Annotated in this window: 15 protein-coding genes; 7 read left to right on the forward strand and 8 right to left on the reverse strand. The window is 73.5% G+C overall.

The annotated features are described in order from the left end of the window. Positions 1-23 precede the first annotated feature (23 nt). Positions 24-953 (reverse strand): deoxyribose-phosphate aldolase, encoded by a 930-nt coding sequence (deoC, locus tag ACIBST_RS19180; protein ID WP_397173173.1) that lies wholly within the window; start codon positions 951-953, stop codon positions 24-26. Positions 954-1,162: 209 nt separating this feature from the next. On the opposite strand from deoC, the gene ACIBST_RS19185 reads away from it, so the two are divergent. From ACIBST_RS19185 to ACIBST_RS19200, 4 genes are all read left to right on the forward strand, one after another. After that, positions 1,163-1,309: a hypothetical protein gene (locus ACIBST_RS19185; protein ID WP_397173174.1), complete on the forward strand. Its 147-nt coding sequence runs from the start codon at positions 1,163-1,165 to the stop codon at positions 1,307-1,309. A 105-nt stretch (positions 1,310-1,414) separates the two neighbouring features. Next, on the forward strand, positions 1,415-4,270 hold the full coding sequence (locus tag ACIBST_RS19190; RefSeq protein WP_397173176.1) for an AAA family ATPase: 2,856 nt from the start codon (positions 1,415-1,417) through the stop codon (positions 4,268-4,270). 84 nt (positions 4,271-4,354) lie between these two features. Continuing rightward, the gene (locus ACIBST_RS19195) at positions 4,355-5,773 is read left to right on the forward strand and encodes an aldehyde dehydrogenase family protein (RefSeq protein WP_364326765.1); all 1,419 of its coding nucleotides are present in this window, start codon (positions 4,355-4,357) and stop codon (positions 5,771-5,773) included. Positions 5,774-5,952: 179 nt separating this feature from the next. Continuing rightward, entirely contained in the window at positions 5,953-6,798 is an 846-nt protein-coding gene (locus ACIBST_RS19200) for an aldehyde dehydrogenase family protein (RefSeq protein ID WP_397173178.1), read from the forward strand. 12 nt (positions 6,799-6,810) lie between these two features. Here ACIBST_RS19200 and ACIBST_RS19205 read toward each other — a convergent pair whose 3' ends face one another. The 3 genes from ACIBST_RS19205 to ACIBST_RS19215 are packed head-to-tail and all read right to left on the reverse strand — an operon-like array spanning position 6,811 to position 9,266. Beyond that, positions 6,811-8,250, reverse strand: coding sequence for an amidase (locus ACIBST_RS19205; RefSeq protein WP_397173180.1), 1,440 nt, complete (start codon positions 8,248-8,250; stop codon positions 6,811-6,813). A gap of 19 nt (positions 8,251-8,269) precedes the next feature. After that, on the reverse strand, positions 8,270-8,443 hold the full coding sequence (locus ACIBST_RS19210; protein WP_357706347.1) for a hypothetical protein: 174 nt from the start codon (positions 8,441-8,443) through the stop codon (positions 8,270-8,272). Beyond that, on the reverse strand, positions 8,436-9,266 hold the full coding sequence (locus ACIBST_RS19215) for an SPFH domain-containing protein (protein WP_397173182.1): 831 nt from the start codon (positions 9,264-9,266) through the stop codon (positions 8,436-8,438). The genes ACIBST_RS19210 and ACIBST_RS19215 overlap by 8 nt, the downstream gene beginning before the upstream one ends. A gap of 57 nt (positions 9,267-9,323) precedes the next feature. Between ACIBST_RS19215 and ACIBST_RS19220 the strand changes: the two genes are divergently transcribed. Beyond that, positions 9,324-10,502 (forward strand): pyridoxal-phosphate dependent enzyme, encoded by a 1,179-nt coding sequence (locus tag ACIBST_RS19220; RefSeq protein ID WP_397173183.1) that lies wholly within the window; start codon positions 9,324-9,326, stop codon positions 10,500-10,502. 14 nt (positions 10,503-10,516) lie between these two features. Here ACIBST_RS19220 and ACIBST_RS19225 read toward each other — a convergent pair whose 3' ends face one another. Genes ACIBST_RS19225 through ACIBST_RS19235 form a run of 3 tightly spaced genes read right to left on the reverse strand, consistent with a single transcriptional unit; the run spans position 10,517 to position 13,894 of the window. Continuing rightward, positions 10,517-11,206 carry a hypothetical protein gene (locus tag ACIBST_RS19225; RefSeq protein WP_397173185.1) on the reverse strand — a complete coding sequence of 230 codons (690 nt, stop codon included), beginning with the start codon at positions 11,204-11,206 and terminating at the stop codon, positions 10,517-10,519. Continuing rightward, entirely contained in the window at positions 11,203-13,590 is a 2,388-nt protein-coding gene (hrpB, locus tag ACIBST_RS19230) for an ATP-dependent helicase HrpB (protein ID WP_397173186.1), read from the reverse strand. The genes ACIBST_RS19225 and hrpB overlap by 4 nt, the downstream gene beginning before the upstream one ends. After that, positions 13,577-13,894: an ArsR/SmtB family transcription factor gene (locus ACIBST_RS19235; protein ID WP_397173188.1), complete on the reverse strand. Its 318-nt coding sequence runs from the start codon at positions 13,892-13,894 to the stop codon at positions 13,577-13,579. The genes hrpB and ACIBST_RS19235 overlap by 14 nt, the downstream gene beginning before the upstream one ends. Positions 13,895-13,983: 89 nt before the next feature. Here ACIBST_RS19235 and ACIBST_RS19240 point away from each other — a divergent pair, with 89 nt between their 5' ends. Continuing rightward, a complete protein-coding gene (locus ACIBST_RS19240; protein ID WP_397173190.1) occupies positions 13,984-15,135 on the forward strand; it encodes an MFS transporter in 1,152 nt (383 codons plus the stop codon). Here the strand turns inward: ACIBST_RS19240 and ACIBST_RS19245 are convergent. After that, on the reverse strand, positions 15,084-15,698 hold the full coding sequence (locus ACIBST_RS19245; RefSeq protein ID WP_397173192.1) for a TetR family transcriptional regulator: 615 nt from the start codon (positions 15,696-15,698) through the stop codon (positions 15,084-15,086). The two genes, ACIBST_RS19240 and ACIBST_RS19245, sit on opposite strands and share 52 nt — an antisense overlap. A gap of 70 nt (positions 15,699-15,768) precedes the next feature. On the opposite strand from ACIBST_RS19245, the gene ACIBST_RS19250 reads away from it, so the two are divergent. Continuing rightward, complete coding sequence (locus ACIBST_RS19250) at positions 15,769-16,734, forward strand: hypothetical protein (protein WP_397173193.1); 966 nt, start codon at positions 15,769-15,771, stop codon at positions 16,732-16,734. The last annotated feature ends 44 nt before the right edge of the window (positions 16,735-16,778 follow it).

Raw genomic sequence — 16,778 nt, forward strand, 5'->3', positions numbered from 1 at the left:
GAGCCGCCCGAGGGCCGTCGCCGTCAGTCGAGGGTGAAGTAGTCGGGGCCGGCGTAACGGCCGGTGGCGAGCTTCTGGCGCTGCATGAGCAGGTCGTTGAGCAGCGAGGACGCGCCCAGCCTGAACCAGTCGGGGGAGAGCCAGTCGTCGCCCGCCGTCTCGTTGACCAGCACCAGGTTCTTGATGGCGTCTTTGGTCGTGCGGATGCCGCCGGCCGGCTTCACGCCCACCTGGCGGCCGGTGGTGTCGCGGAAGTCGCGCACCGCCTCCAGCATGATCAGGGTCACCGGCAGCGTGGCCGCGGGGGACACCTTGCCGGTGGAGGTCTTGATGAAGTCGGCGCCCGCGATCATGGCCAGCCAGGACGCCCGGCGCACGTTGTCGTAGGTCGCCAGCTCGCCCGTCTCCAGGATCACCTTCAGGTGCGCGGCGCCGCAGGCGGCCTTGACCGCGACGATCTCGTCGTGCACCTTCATGTAGTCGCCGGACAGGAACGCGCCGCGGTCGATCACCATGTCGATCTCGTCGGCGCCCGCGGCCACGGCCAGCGCGGTGTCGCTCACCTTGACCTCCAGCGAGGAGCGCCCGCTGGGGAACGCGGTGGCGACCGAGGCCACCTTGACCCCCGACCCGGTCACCGCCCGGACGGCCACCTCCACCATGTCGGGATAGACGCAGACCGCCGCCACCTTGGGGGCGCCGCCGCCCGGGTGCACGGCCTTGGTGCACATGGCCCGCACCTTGCCCGCCGTGTCGGCGCCTTCGAGCGTCGTCAGGTCGACCATGGAGATGGCCAGGTCGATGGCCTGGGCCTTGGCCGTGGTCTTGATGGAACGGGTGCCGAGCATGGCCGCCCGCTGGTCGGCGCCCACCCGGTCGACTCCGGGAAGGCCGTGCAGGAAGGCGCGCAGCGTCGCGTGGGACGAGGCGACGTCCGCGAGCGAGGTAGTCACAGTTGACACCTTCACAGCATCGCCGACCAGGGCCACTACCTCCAAACCGGACGGACGGGAACGCCGCCTAAGGCGGGGCGGGCCCTGCCCTAGGTATGTCCGGCCCCGCGTACGCCGGCAGATAGGTCATCCACCCGATGTGGCAGGCCGGGCCTTAGGCCGAACATTGAAGATGTCAGGGAAAAGCAGCAAATGTTCAGGAGAACACGATGAACCCCGAACTCGAGTACGAGCTCATGAAGTCCCACGCCAGCGAGCTCCGGCAGGCCGCCGCCGAGCACCGCCGAGTACGCGAGGCCATGAAGGGAAACAAGGCCGAGCGTCGCTCGGTCTTCGGCAAGCGCCGTTCGTCATGACCGCCCCCAGAGTGCCCGGCCGCGTCGTCAGTAGTGGCGGCCGGGCCTCTGAACCCCCCTAAACCCCGTCGAAACTGATTGATAGGGCATGGCATGCTGAACGACATGCTGGGACGTTCGGTGAGTCCCGTCTTCGTCGGGCGGGCGGAGGAGCTCGCCGCTCTCGCAGAGAGCTTCGACGAGGCACGTAAGGGCACGGTGACGGCCGTGCTCATGGGCGGGGAGGCTGGGGTCGGCAAGAGCCGGCTCGTGCAGCGCTTCGCCGAGACCTGCGCGGCCGACGGCGCGCAGGTGCTGGTCGGCGGCTGTGTGGAGCTGTCGGCCGAGGGTCTTGCCTACGCGCCCTTCACCGCCGCGCTCAGGCAGCTCGTCAGGGAGCAGGGCCCCGCCGCGGTGGCCGCGCTGCTGCCCGAGGGCGCCCAGCGGGACCTGGCCAGGCTGCTGCCGGAGTTCGGCGAGCCCAGCGGCGACGGGGAGACCGAAACGGGCCGCGCCCGCCTCTTCGAGCAGTTCCTCACCCTTCTCGAACGCCTCGCGGACAGCCGCCCCACGGTCCTCGTCATCGAGGACATCCACTGGGCCGACCGCTCCAGCCGCGACCTGATCGCGTTCCTCAGCCGTAACCTGCACGCGCCGCAGGTGCTCATCGTCATGACCTACCGCTCCGACGACCTGCACCGGCAGCATCCGCTCCGCCCCGTGCTGGCCGAGCTCGGCCGGGTGAACGGCGTCCACCGCCTGGACCTGCCCCGCCTGTCGCGCGACGAGGTGGCCGCGCAGATGGCCGGCATCCTCGGCGCCGCGCCGGAATATGTGAAGGTCCAGAAAGTATACGAACGCAGCGAGGGCATCCCGCTGTTCGTGGAGGCGCTGCTCGACGGCGGCGAGGACTGCACGTTCCCCGAGTCGATGCAGGACCTCATCCTCAGCGCCGTCGAACGGCTGCCCGAGGACACCCAGCGCGTCCTGCGCATGGCCGCGGCCGGCGGCAACCGGGTCGGCCACGCGCTGCTGGCCGCCGTCAGCGGGCTGTCCGAGATCGAGCTTGAGGCGGCTCTGCGTCCCGCCATCGCCGGGAACGTGCTGCAGATCGCCGACAACCGCGCCTACGTCTTCCGGCACGCGCTGATCCAGGAGGCCGTGCACGAGGAGCTGCTGCCGGGCGAGCACCAGCGCCTGCACTCCCGGTACGCCGAGGAGATCTCCAAGGACCGCTCGCTCGTCCCGCCCGGCCGCGCCGCCGTCGAGCTGGCCCACCACTGGTACGGCGCCCGCAACGACCTCTGGGCCCTGGTGTCGGCCTGGGAGGCCGCGCAGAAGTCGTTCAAGGCGTACGCCTACACCGAGGCCGTGCCGCTGCTGGAACGCGTGCTCATGCTCTGGGACCGGGTCCCCGACGCCGCCCGGCGCATCGGCGTCGACCACACCGCCGTGCTCGAACGCGCCTCCGAGGCCGCGAACGCCGGCGGCGAGGTGGACAAGGGCGTGAAGTTCGTCAAGGCCGCCCTCGCCGAGCTGGACGAGACCAAGGAGCCGGGCCGGGTGGCCCAGCTCATCGTGCGGCAGGCGTCGTTCAAGGCGTCCAAGGGGCAGATGGGCGTGATCGAGCTGCTCCGGCACGCCCTGCGGCTGGTGCCCGACCCCGGCCCGGTGCGCGCGGAGGTCGTCATGCCGCTGAGCAGGCAGCTCATGCTCCGTGGCCAGGTGGCCGAGGGCGAGGAGCTGATCCACGAGGGCCTCGACCTGGTCAGGCGGTCCGGCGACAAGTGCCTCGAAGGCGACCTGCTGATGAACCTGGCGCTCGGCCACTCGATGAGAGGCGAGCTCGACCGGGTCATCGCCGTCAACGAGCAGGCGAGGGGCATCGGCAAGGCCGAGGGCTCGGGCCGCATCATCATCAGGGCGATCGGCAACAACATCGACTCCCTCATCGACATGGGCCGCGCCGAGGAGGCCCTGCGCCTGTCGGAGGAGGGCTGGGAGTACGCCAAGAAGTACGGCAGGCTGCGCGGCAGCGGGCTGTTCATCCTCAACAACTGGGCCGAGGCGCTGGAGTCGCTCGGCCGCTGGGACGAGGCGCTCGACCTCGTGGACAGCGCGCTCAACTACGGGCCCGTCCTGCGCACCCAGTACGCGCTGCTGCGCGTCCGGGCCGACATCGGGCTGGCCAGGGGCGACCTGCAGCGCGTCGAGGGCATCCTGTCGGAGATCGGCGTGCTGAAGGACCGCCCCGAGGACTTCGTCCAGGACGTGATCAGCAACGCGCGCCTGCACATCGGCTGGCACCTGCTCAAGGGCGAGCCGTGGGCGGCGCTGGCGGTGGCCGAGCGGGCGCTGTCGCATCCGAGGCTGCCGAGCAAGGCCATGCTGGGCTGGCGGCTGCTGTCCCTGCTGCGCACGGTCTGCGACGCGGCGGAGGACCTCGAACCCGGCCGCACCGCCGCGGTACGGGCGCACGCCGCGGAAGTGGCGGCCGAGCTGACGATCAGCGGGCCGGTGGCGGAGGCGTACCGGCTGTCCTACAGCGGTGACTTCGACGCCTCGGCGGCGGCGTGGGAGCGGCTGATGCGTCCGCACAACCAGGCCAAGGCCCTGCTGCGGGCGGCCGGCGTCGCGGCCAGGAGCGGCGACAGGGAGGGCGCGGCGTCCAGGCTCCGGCAGGCGCGTCCGCTCGCCGCCGCGCTGCGCGCCACCCCGCTCGCCGAGGAGATCGAGGCGCTGTCGCGCCGCGTGGGCGGCGGCCCGCAGGCCCAGGAGACGCCGTCGGAGCTGCTGACGCCGCGCGAGCTGGAGGTGCTGCGCCTGGTGACCCAGGGCCGCACCAATCGCGACATCGCCGCCGAACTGTTCATCTCGGCGAAAACCGTCAGCGTGCACGTCTCGAACATCCTGGCCAAGCTGGGTGTCACCACGCGCGGAGAGGCCGCCGCGGCGGCGCACCGGCTGTCACTCCTGTCCTAGGAGCTCCGTGCCCCTCTGAGCACTCGGACCGACCGTCTACGCTGGCAAGGTGATGTCCCTATACCTCACCCTGGCGTGATGGCGATGTTCGACTACGCACCCGCGCCAGAGTCGCGCGACATTGTCGATCTCAAGCCGTCGTACGGGTTGTTCATCAACGGTGAGTTCGTGGACGGCTCCGGCTCCCCCTTCAAGACGGTCAACCCGGCGACGGAGGAGAAGCTGGCGGAAGTCGCCTCGGCCTCCTCCGACGACGTCGACCGGGCCGTGCAGGCGGCGCGCAAGGCGTTCGGCGTGTGGAGCGCCCTGCCGGGCGCCGAGCGGGCCAAGTACCTGTTCCGCATCGCGCGCCTGATCCAGGAGCGGGCCCGCGAGCTGGCCGTCCTGGAGTCCCTCGACAACGGCAAGCCCATCCGCGAGTCGCGCGACGTCGACCTGCCGCTGGTCGCGGCCCACTTCTTCTACTACGCGGGCTGGGCCGACAAGCTGGCCTACGCCGGGTTCGGTACCAAGCCGCTCGGCGTGGCCGGGCAGGTCATCCCGTGGAACTTCCCACTGCTCATGCTGGCCTGGAAGATCGCTCCCGCGCTGGCCTGCGGCAACACGGTGGTGCTCAAGCCCGCCGAGACGACCCCGCTGACCGCGCTGCTGTTCGCGGAGATCTGTCAGCAGGCCGAGCTGCCGCCCGGCGTGGTCAACATCGTGACCGGCGCCGGCGACACCGGCGCCGCCCTGGTGGCCCACCCCGACGTGAACAAGGTGGCCTTCACCGGCTCGACCGAGGTCGGCCGGATCATCGCCCGCGCGGTCGCGGGCACCGACAAGAAGCTCACCCTGGAGCTCGGCGGCAAGGCCGCGAACATCGTGTTCGAGGACGCCGCCGTCGACCAGGCGGTCGAGGGCATCGTCAACGGCATCTTCTTCAACCAGGGCCACGTCTGCTGCGCGGGCTCGCGGCTGCTGGTGCAGGAGTCCGTCCACGACGAGCTGCTGGAGTCGCTCAAGCGGCGGCTCGGCACGCTGCGGCTCGGCGACCCGCTCGACAAGAACACCGACATCGGCGCGATCAACTCGGCCGAGCAGCTCGCCAAGATCCGCGAGCTGTCCGAGGCCGGGGCCGACGAGGGCGCCGAGCGCTGGTCGCCCGCGTGCGAGCTGCCCGAGCGGGGCTACTGGTTCCCGCCCACCCTGTTCACCGGGGTCGCCCAGTCCCACCGGATCGCCCGGGAGGAGATCTTCGGGCCGGTGCTGTCCGTGCTGACCTTCCGCACCCCGGCCGAGGCCGTGGAGAAGGCCAACAACACCCCGTACGGGCTGTCGGCCGGGGTCTGGACCGAGAAGGGCTCGCGCATCCTGTGGATGGCCGACCGGCTGCGGGCCGGGGTCGTCTGGGCCAACACGTTCAACAAGTTCGACCCCACCTCGCCGTTCGGCGGCTACAAGGAGTCGGGGTACGGGCGTGAGGGCGGGCTCGCGGGGCTGGAGGCCTACCTTGACGTGTGATCATCGCCGTGCCGGGCGGTCCGGGCGGCGCGCCCAGGCCACCCGCGGGCACGCCTTCGCCCGCGCCGGCCGCCCCGTACGCGTCGGCTGGTACGCCCACCGCTGCGGCGTCAGCAGGTGCGGCCAGGTGTTCGCCCCGGTCCAGACGTCGCAGGAGTCCACGTGGAGAGGTCGGGGCGATGAGTAGGTTGTCCGTCAGAAAGACCTACAAGCTGTACATCGGCGGGGCCTTCCCGCGCTCGGAGAGTGGGAGGTCCTATCCCGTGACCTCGCCCAAGGGCGACTTCCTCGCCAACGCCTCGCGCGCCTCGCGCAAGGACGCGCGCGACGCCGTGGTGGCCGCGCGCAAGGCGTTCCCCGGCTGGTCCGGCGCGACCCCCTACAACCGGGGGCAGATCCTCTACCGCGTCGCCGAGATGCTGGAGGGGCGGCGCGGGCAGTTCGCCGAGGAGCTGGGCCTGGGCAAGAAGGCCGCCCTGGAGTCGGTGGACGCGGCGGTCGACCGGCTGGTCTGGTACGCGGGCTGGTCCGACAAGATCACGGCGGTGCGCGGGTCGGCGAACCCGGTGGCGGGGCCGTACTTCAACCTGTCCTCGCCGGAGCCGACCGGGGTCGTGGCCGTGGTCGCGCCCGCCGATCCGCTGCTCGGGCTGGTGTCCGTGGTCGCGCCGGTGATCGTCACCGGCAACACGTGCGTCGTGGTGGCCTCCGAGCCCGCGCCGCTCGCCTCGATCACGCTGGCCGAGGTGCTGGCCACGTCCGACCTGCCGGGCGGGGTGGTCAACATCCTGACCGGCCGCCAGGCCGAGCTGGCGCCCTGGCTGGCCGCGCACATGGACGTCAACGCCCTCGACCTCACCGGGGTCGAGGACGCCGACCTGGCGCTGCGCTGCGAGCAGGAGGCGGCCGAGAACCTCAAGCGCGTGCTGCGTCCCGTGCGCGAGGACTGGACGGCCGACCCGGGGCTCGGGCGGATGACGCGGTTCCTGGAGACCAAGACCGTCTGGCACCCGGCAGGCGTCTAGGAGAACGGGCGGTCAGGAGAAGCCGGGCGGGCGTAGCGGCGGGTGGGCCGCCTGGAGCTGGGCGGCCAGGGCCAGTAGGTGCGGCTCGCCGCCCGGCGGCGCCACGAGCTGCACGCCGATCGGCAGCGCGCTGGAGTGCGTGGCGACCGGCACGGCCATCGCGGGCCAGCCGCACAGGTTCCACGGGCCCGTGGTGGGCGCGTACCTGACGTTGGCCAGCAGGTTGGGCAGGAGGCCGCGCCCGCCCCAGCGGTCGGCGCGCGGCGGCAGAGCGGCGAGCGCCGGCGTGATCATCACGTCGGCGTCGCCGAACCAGGTGTCGGCGCCGTAGCCGCTCCAGCGTTCGCAGCCGCGCCGGCCGTCCAGGCCGATCCTGGTGAGCACGCGGCCGGCGCGGGCCAGCGCGCGGGTACGGCGTTCCAGGTCGTGCGGATCGAGACCGTCCGCCGCGGCGGCGGCCCGGCCGAGCCAGGTGGCCACCCCGGCGGGGCCGAGCCAGGCGGGCAGGCGGTGCGGATGCTCGACCACGGTGTGCCCGGCGTGCCGCAACGTCTCGGCGGCCGCTCGCACCGCCGCCTGGAACTCCCGGTCCACGGGCAGGCCCGGCGGCAGCGGCTGGGGGGCGTAGGCCACCCGCAGGTCGAACGGCTCGGGGCTGTCCTGCGGCGGTTGCGGCTCCCACACCTCGTCGTCGTCGGCCCAGACCGAGCGCAGCATGCGCGGCTTCGGCTCGACCCGGCGGCCGGTACGCCACGCCTCGGCCAGCGCCGGGTCGGCGGCCAGGACGGACAGCGCGAGCGACAGGTCGGCGGCGGTCGTGGCCAGCGGGCCGTTCTCGGTGAGCCCGTCCCAGTCGTCGGCGGGCGGCGGGACCAGGCCCGTGCCCGGCTTGACGGCCAGCACGCCGCAGCAGGCGCCCGGGATGCGCAGCGACCCCATGCCGTCGTTGCCGAGCGCGATCGGCACCATCCCGGCCGCCACCGCCGCCGCGCTGCCCGAGGACGAGCCGCCGGCGGTGCGGGCGAGGTTCCAGGGGTTGCGCACGACGCCGTACGGGCTGTCGCCGAACCCGACCAGCCCCAGCTCCGGCAGGTTGGTCAGCCCGACCACCACCGCGCCCGCCGCGCGCAGGCGGGCCACGGCCGGATGGTCCTCCCGGGCGGGCGCGCCGGACGTGGCCGCCGAGCCGCCGCGGGTGGGCTCGCCGGCCACCTCCAGGTTGTCCTTGACCGCCACCGGCACCCCGGCGAGCGGCAGGTCGGCCAGGTCGCGGCGGGCGTCCACGGCCCGCGCCTCGTCCATCGCCTGCTTCCTGACCAGCCGGAAGGCGCCGACCCGGGAATCCCGCTCGGAGATGCGGTGAAGATGCTCCTCCAGGACGGCTGTGGCCGTGACGTCGCCGCGCCGGACGGCCGCCGCGATCTCGATGGCGGTCCTGCCTGCCCACAACATGTCTAGAGTGTGCAGGTTTTCACTCTTCCTTGCGAGAGCTCCTGCCCGGCTCCCGCCCGGCCTCCTTCAGCGCCAGCCGCAGCGCGAACTCGATCTGCGCGTTGATGCTGCGCAGATCGTCGGCCGCCCACTTGGCGATGGCGTCGTAGACGGCCGGGTCGAGGCGGAGCAGGAGCTTCTTGCGCTCAGGCATACAGACTGCCGGCGTTCACCACCGGCTGGGTCGCCCGGTCGCCGCACAGGACGACCAGGAGGTTGGAGACCATCTGGGCCTTGCGCTCCTCGTCGAGCTCCACGACCCCCTCGGCCGCCAGCCGGTCGAGCGCGAGCTGGACCATGCCGACCGCGCCCTCGACGATCCTGGTGCGGGCGGCCACCACCTGGCTGGCCTGCTGGCGCACCAGCATGGCCTGGGCGATCTCCGGCGCGTAGGCCAGGTGGGTGATGCGGGCCTCAAGGATCTCGATGCCGGCCAGCTCGGTGCGCTCGCGCAGCTCGGCGGTCAGCTCGCCGGCGACCTCGGCGCCGTCGCGCAGGCTGGTGCGCTCGGGCTCGTGCGAGTCGTACGGGTGGGTGGTCGCGAGGTGGCGCACGGCGGCCTCGGACTGGATCGCGATGTACTCCTCGTAGTCGTCGACGGAGAAGGCGGCCTTGGCCGTGTCGGTGACCTTGTAGACCACCACCGCGGCGATCTCGACCGGGTTGCCGTCGGCGTCGTTGACCTTGAGCTTGGCGGTCTCGAAGTTGCGCACCCGGAGGCTGATGCGGCGCTTGGTGGTGAACGGCGTCACCCACTGCAGCCCCGCCACGTTGACCGTGCCGACGTAACGGCCGAGGAACTGGACCACCTTGGCCTCGTTGGGGTTGACCACGGTGAAGCCGGAGGCCACGAGCACGAAGAGCACGATCCAGGCTATGCCGAGCGTCTCGATCGAGACCAGCGCCGCGCCGCCGCCCAGCAGGAGGAGGACAAGCAGGACGAGGAATCCGTTGACCCGGAAAGCACGACGTTCCATCGCGACTCCTTGCTATCGAAGTGATATCACCATGATAGCCATATAAGCTCCATGCGCGTGAACGGATCTTCGCTTGCCATCCGCCAGCGCTCGCTGGGCGACCCTTCGATCGAGTTCCCGCTGTCCCCGCCGCTCACGAGGGGCTGCCCGCGCACCAGCACCGCCGAGATCGCCTACCCGGTCGAGGTCGTCTACGACTACGCGGGCGTCGACAAGGGCCTGTTCGACCAGGAGCCGGGGGCGGACATCGCGCGGTGGTCGCCGCTGCTGCCGTCCCTGGAGGCGCCGACGCTGGGCGAGGGCGGGACGCCGCTGCTGGAGTTCGACGGGATCTACCTCAAGGACGAGTCCCAGAACCCGACCTGGTCGCACAAGGACCGGCTCAACCGGGTGGCGGTCAGCGCGGCGCTCGCTGAGGGAGCGGCCGGGGTGGTGGTGGCCTCGTCCGGCAACCACGGGGCCTCGGCCGCCGCGTACGCCGCCCGCGCCGGGCTGCCCGCCATCGTGCTGGCCTCGGCGGACTCGCCGGCCGGCGTCCAGGCGTTCGTGCGGGCGTACGGGGCCAAGGTGTTCTCCGTGCCGGCGGAGGAGCGGTGGCCGCTGCTGCGGGAGGTCGTGGACCGGCTGGGCTACCACCCGGTCAGCAACCAGACCGTGACCCACACCGGCCACCCGTACGGCCCCGAGGGGTACAAGACGATCGCGTACGAGCTGTTCCTGCAGCTCGGACGGGTGCCCGCGGCGGTCTTCGCGCCCACCGGGTACGCCGAGCTGCTGTTCGGGACGTGGAAGGGCTTCACCGAGCTGCGGCTGCTCGGGCTGACCGGGGACGTGCCGCGGATGTTCTCCTGCGAGCCGGCCGCGGGCGGCCCCAACGCGCGGGCCCTGGCCGAGGGCTCACCGGCGGCGGTCGTCGAGCTGGGGGCCAGCCGGGCGTACGGGATCGCCGGGTCGGTCGGGGGCCACCGGGGCGTGCTGGCGGTCCGCGACAGCGGCGGCGCGGCGGTGCTCGTGACGGACGACCAGATGCGCGCCGCCCAGCGGGACCTGGCGCGGCAGGGCGTCTGGCAGGAGCTGTCGGGGGCGGCGGGCCTGGCGGGCTACCGGAAGCTGCGCCGGGACTTCGACGGGCCGGTGGTGTGCGTGGGCACGTCGAGCGGGTTCAAGGACATGGGCGTCGGCGAGGAGGTCCATCCGGTGCGCGCCGGCCTGACGGTGGCCGACCTGACGGGCTGACCGCGCCCGGTCTGTCAGGGCTTGAGCAGGATGCGGAGGGGGCCGAGGGTGGCGAAGCCGTGCGCGAGGGCGGCCGACGGGTCGCTCTCGTAGCCGACCAGCGGGCGGCCGGGGAACAGCTCGGCCGCCATCGCCACCGTGCCCTCCCAGGCGGCGGACTCGTCGCAGCCCGAGGCGAAGACGTTCGAGACGCCCGTCACCGGGCCGCTCGCGTTGAGCGCCGCGCCGCAGACCACGTCGCCGCCGATGCGGCCGCACACCAGCCGCACCTGCGGCTCGTCGAGCAGCGCGGGCGGGAACAGGCCGGGCGCGCCGCCGGAGAAGCACGCCTGCGCCCATTCGGCCAGCGCCCTGGGGTCGGTGGCCGTCTCCCACACGATCGGATCGCCGGTGGCCGCCCTGAGGGGACGCGCGGGCGCGCCGGGCGCGGGCCGGGCGATCCACTGGGCGGTGAACAGCACGTCGAAGCCCGGCAGGTCGAGCGTGCCGAAGCTGTCCTTGACCGAGGCGCCCGAGCCCGCGTCGATGTGGCCGAGCACGTCGGCCGGCCCGGCGTCGGGGGAGAGCGTGACGGCGTCGGGGTACAGGACGGGCGTCCTGGCCGGGTTGGTCCAGGCGAGCGGCCCGAAGACGCCGGGACGGCCGTGCGCCCGGCACATCGTGTCGCACCAGGCGGCGTTGTCGCGTACGGCTTCGTCGATCACGTTCTGCTCCGGTTGACGCGGCGGGTCGGCGGCGCGGTGAGCGGATCCTCCGGCCATGGGTGCTTAGGGTAGCGGCCCCGCATCTCGGCCCGTACGGACCGGTAGCCCTCGCGCCAGAACGAGGCCAGGTCGGCGGTCACCGCCACCGGACGGCCCGCCGGGGAGAGCAGGTGGACCAGCAGGGGGACGCCGGCGATCCGCGGCGTCTCCTCCCAGCCGAACAGCTCCTGGAGCTTCACCGCCAGCACCGGCTGCTCGCCGGAGTAGTCGATCCTGATCTGCGACCCGCTGGGCACCTCGACGCGTTCGGGGGCCACGTTCTCCAGGCGTTCGCTCCACGGGATCAGGCGGCGCAGGGCGGCGGCCACGTCGATGCGTTCGAGGTCGGCGCGGCGGCGGGCCCTGGACAGCTCCGGCTCCAGCCACTGGTCGGCCAGGGCGATCAGGTCGTCGGTGGCGGGCCACGGGGGGCCGATCGCGCGGTGGGCGAAGGTCAGGCGGTCCTTGAGGTCCTTCGCCTGCCGCGTCCAGGTCAGCAGGTCTTCGGTGCGCAGGCCGTGCAGGATGGCGGGGCGCACGTCGGCGTCCTTGAGCGGGGTGGCCGACAGCTCGATCGCGCCCAGGCGCTCGACCACGCGGGCGGACACGTCGCCGCGCCGCTCGCCCGGCGGCACCCGCCAGGCGACCTCCTCCTCGACCGTGACCGGCAGGGCCAGCCTGGCGATCTCCTCGTCGATCACCACGGCCTGGCGCACGCGGGCCGAGGCCGAGCCCGTGGGCCGGTCGGCGACGGCGATCGCCAGCCACGGCGCGGTGGACAGCCTGGAGCCGTCGGCGAGCTGGGCCTGCGTGCCCGACGCCATGAGATAGCCGCCGCCGCGCCGCCGCGCCACCCGTTCCGGGAACGCCAGCGCCACCGCCATCCCGGCCAGCGCGTCGTCACCCACCTCCCGCACGTCCGGCCCCTGGCCGGCGGCGCGGGCCAGGCGCCTGGTCTCCTGACGCCAGCGGGCCGCGAAGCCGGTGCCGCCCCTGCGGGCCGCACGCCAGACCTCGGCGAGGTCGTCGCCCGCGTCCCTGGGCAGTTGCTCCGACAGCAGCGCGACCACCTCGGCGGCCCGCGGGCCGAGGTCGAGCAGCGCCCTGGCCAGGCGGGGGTGCACGCCGGCGAGCGCCATGCGCCGCCCGCGACCGGTCACCCGGCCGGCCTCCAGCGCGCCCAGCGCCTCAAGGGTGCGGACGGCGGCCGCCATCGCGGCGGGCGGCGGCCGGTCGAGGAGGGCCAGGCCGGTCGCCTCCGCCTCGCCCCAGCAGGCCGCCTGGAGGGCGAACCCGGTCAGGTCGGCCAGCGCGATCTCCGGCCGCGCGTGGTCGGCCAGGCGTTCGTGCTCGGCCGCCGTCCAGCAGCGGTACACGGCCCCGGGGGCCTCCCGCCCGGCGCGGCCGGCGCGTTGGTCGGCGGACGCCTTCGAGACCCGGACCGTGGTGAGCGAGCCGAGCCCCCTGGCGTGGTCGGTACGGGGTTCGCGGGCCAGCCCCGAGTCCACCACCACGCGGACGCCCGGCACCGTCAGGCTCGACTCGGCCACCGACGTGGCCAGCACGACCCGGCGGCCGGCCCCGGGCGACAGGACGGCGTCCTGGACGCGGGCCGGCGCCTGGCCGTGCACCTGGAGCACGTCGAGGTCGCCCAGCAGCCCCGCGACCCGGGCGATCTCCCCCACGCCGGGCAGGAAGCACAGCACGTCGCCGTCGCGCTCGGCGTACGCCCGCCGGACGACCGAGGCCACGTGCGACAGCAGCGCCGGATCGACGCGCAGGCCGTGGGGCGGCGCGATCGGACGCTCCGGCGGCGCCCACACGGTCTCCACGGGATGGGCCGTCCCCGAGGCGGCCACCACGGGCCCGCCGATCAGCAGGGACCAGGGGGCCGCGTCGGCGGTGGCCGAGGTGGCCAGCAGTCGCAGGTCGGGACGGAGGGTCTCGCGCACGTCGAGCAGGAACGCCAGGGCGGTGTCGGCGTCGAGATGGCGTTCGTGGCACTCGTCGAGCACGACCGCGTCGACCCCGGCCAGCTCCTGGTCGCGCTGGAGCCGCTGGAGCAGCACGCCGGTGGTGACGACCTCGACCATGGGGTTCGCGCCCGTGTGCCGCTCGCCGCGGATCGTGTAGCTGACGCCCATGCGCCGGGCCGCCGCGCGCACGGCCAGCCGCCGGGGCTCGGCGACCAGCACCCGCAACCCGGCCTCGGCCAGCGCCAGGGGCACGACCGTGGTCTTGCCGGTGCCGGGCGGCGCGGTGAGCACCGCCGTGCCGTGGCGCTCCAGCGTGGCCAGCAGCTCGGGGAGCGCGTCGTGGATCGGCAGCCGGTCAGGCGGGGGCATGCGAGGCCGACAGCACGGAGTCGAGCAGGCCGGGGAAACGCTCGTCGAGGTCGCCGCGGCGCAGGCTGATGTACTTGAGCCGGCCCTCCTGCTTGGAGACGATCACGCCGGCCTCGCGCAGCGAGCGGTAGTGGTGGGACGCCGTCGACTTGTGGACGCCGAGATCGTCGCCCGCGGCGGTGCACGTCATCTCGCCGAGGGTGGCCAGGCGGACCACGATCTCCAGCCGGACGGGGTCGGCGAGCGCGCGCAGGACCTCGGTGAGCTGGATGTCCTCCTTGGCGGGGTGCGGTAGCAGGCGCATGGTGGAACCCTACCTCGCTCTGATTGTTTGACAACTATCCAACTGTAATGACAGTTTGATGTCCGTCCAACTAATTGGCTGGAGGTTCCATGAGTTCCCGGCTCTATCCCCTTGCTGCCGGAAATTTCGCCATCGGTACTGGCATGTTCGTCACCGCCGGGCTGCTCACCCCCATCTCCGCGGACCTCGGGATCTCCACGTCCGCCGCCGGGCAGCTCATGACCGTGTTCGCCCTGGCGTACGCGGTGCTGTCCCCGTTGCTGGCCGCGCTCACCGCCCGCCTGTCGCGCAAGCGGCTGCTGCTGCTGGCGCTGGCCGTGTTCGTCGCGGGCAACGTGCTGACGGCGCTGGCTCCGACGTACCCGCTGGTCATGGCCACGCGGGTGGTGGCCGCGGCCGGCGCGGCGATGTTCACCCCGACCGCCTCCGGCGTGGCCAACGCGCTGACCTCGCCCGACCGGCGCGGGCGGGCGCTGGCGCTGGTGATGGGCGGGCTGACCGTCTCCTCGGCCGTCGGCGTGCCGCTGGGCACCTGGCTGGGCTCGGTCTCGGGCTGGCGGGCGACGTTGTGGCTGGTCGTCGGGCTCGGCGTGCTCGGCTTCGCCGGGGTGGCGGCGCTCGTGCCGGACGTCAGGGTCGCCGTGTCGGGACGGCTCGGCGAGCGGTTCGCGCCGCTGGCCGACCGGCGGGTGCTGGTGGTGCTGGTCACCCAGCTGCTGATGTTCGGCGCCGGGTTCACCGCCTACACCTACATCGGGTCGCTGTTCGACCTGCCGCTGCCGGCCGTGCTGTGGGCGTGGGGGCTCGGCGGCATCGTGGGCAACCAGCTCGGCGGACGCCTCACCGACGCCTACGGGCCGCGCAGGATGGTGCTGATCGGCCTGGCCGCCTCCACGGTCTTCATGGCCCTGATCCCCGTCGCGAACCTGGCCCTGCCCATCGCGCTGGTCTGGGCGTTCCTGTGGGGCGCGCTCGGCTGGCTGGTCGCGCCGGCCCAGCAGTTCAGGACGGTCTCCGCGGTGCCGGGCAACGTGCCGATCGGGCTCGGCCTGCTGTCGTCGGCCCAGTACGTCGGCCTGTTCGCGGCCGGCATCGCGGGCGGCGTGGCCCTGGACGCCTACGGCAGGGCCGGGGTGGTCGTGCTGGCCACCGGGCTCGGCGTGGCGGCGCTGCTGTTCACCCTGGCGACCTACCCGCGGGCGGCGGCGACCTCGTCGAGCGAGAGCGTGCCCGTCAGGTAACGCTGGACGTTGGGCGCGGTCAGCGCCGCGACCTGGCCGGCGGGCAGCGAGGCCAGCGGGTCGAGCCTGAGCAGGTAGCGGATCATGGCCAGGCCGAGCAGCTGCGAGGCCGCCAGCAGCGCGCGGACCTCGGGATGCCCGCCGGGCAGCCGGCGGGCGATCGGGGCGAGCAGCTCCCGGCCCAGCAGCTCCTTCAGCAGCGCGGCCGTCGCCGGGGTGGCGGCGGCCGCGTGCAGCACGGCCGAGAGTCGCGGGCCGTGCCGGGGGTCCTCCCACAACTCCAGGTAGCGGGTCACCAGGCGCTCGCCGATGCCGGACGCGTCGCCGTCGAGGGCGCCGACCATCAGCGCGACCGGCATGCTGGCCTTGATCGCGGCCTCGAACAGGCCGTCCTTGCTGCCGAAGAAGTGCATCACCAGCGCCGGATCGACGCCCGCGGCCCGCGCCACGGCCCTGATCGTGGTGCCGCCGTAGCCGTGGGCGGCGAAGGACTCCATCGCCGCCTCCAGGATCTCCTGCCTGGTCTGCGGGTTTCCCGGTCGTCTTCCGCGTTCCTCGGCCATGGGGCTATTCAACCACGTGGAATTCATCTACCCTCAAATTCAACATCGATGAACTCATCAGGTGGTGAAAATGCGCAGGATCATTGGCCTCGTGGTCGGGGTCGCGCTGCTGGGGATGGTGTTCGCCGGGTCGTTCCTCGGGGCCTTCCACGCGCCGGAACCGCACGGCGTGCCCGTCGCCGTCGTCGCGCCCGCCGAGCAGGTGCGGCAGCTCCAGAGCGGCATCGACGGGCGGCGGCCGGGGGCGTTCACGCTGAGCCCGTACGGGTCCGCCGCGGCCGCGCGGGCCGCGCTGCTGGAGCGCGAGGCGGACGCCGTGCTCGTGCCGGGGGAGGGCAGGCTGGTGGTGGCGAGCGCGGGCGGCCGCACCGGCGCCACGGTGATCACCGCCGCCTTCCAGGGGGCCGCGCAGGCGCAGGGCCGCGCCCTGACGGTCGAGGACGCCGTCCCGCTGCCGCCCGGTGACGCCGGCGGCATCTCCGGCATGTTCTACGTGCTCAGCGTGCTCCTCCCGGGGATCGCGCTGGCCGTCCTGCTCGCCCGGGTCGCGCCGGGCCTGGGCGCGGCGGCGCGGACGGGCGTCCTGGCCGTGGGCTCGCTGGTGGCGGGCACGGCCGTCGCGTGGCTGGCCGACGTGGTGTTCGGCGCGCTGCCGGGCAGCTTCGTCCCGCTGGTGGCGGTCTCGGCGGGCATCGCGCTGGCGGTCGGCCTGGTGGTCGCCGGGCTGGTCAAGGTCATCGGCACGCCGGGGGTGGGGGTGGCGGCGCTGCTGTTCGTCCCGATCGGGCTTCCGGCCAGCGGCGGGCCGCTCGGCGCCCGTTACATCCCCGAGTGGTACGCCGCCGTCGGCCGCGTCCTGCCCGTGGGCCCGGCCGCCGAGGCGGTGCGCAACACGGTGTTCTTCGGCGGGGCCGCCCTGTGGACGCCGATCGGGGTGCTGGCCCTGTGGGCGCTGCTCGGCCTGGTCCTGCTCGCCCTGCCCGGACGCCGGGCGCAGGCGGCCCCCGCCGCCCCGCGCACGCCGGTGGCCGTCTGATCTTCTCCGCCTCGGAGGTGACCTCCGGTCGCTCCGCAGGCGGA

This window comes from Nonomuraea sp. NPDC049684, assembly GCF_044465345.1.
Lineage (GTDB): Bacteria > Actinomycetota > Actinomycetes > Streptosporangiales > Streptosporangiaceae > Nonomuraea.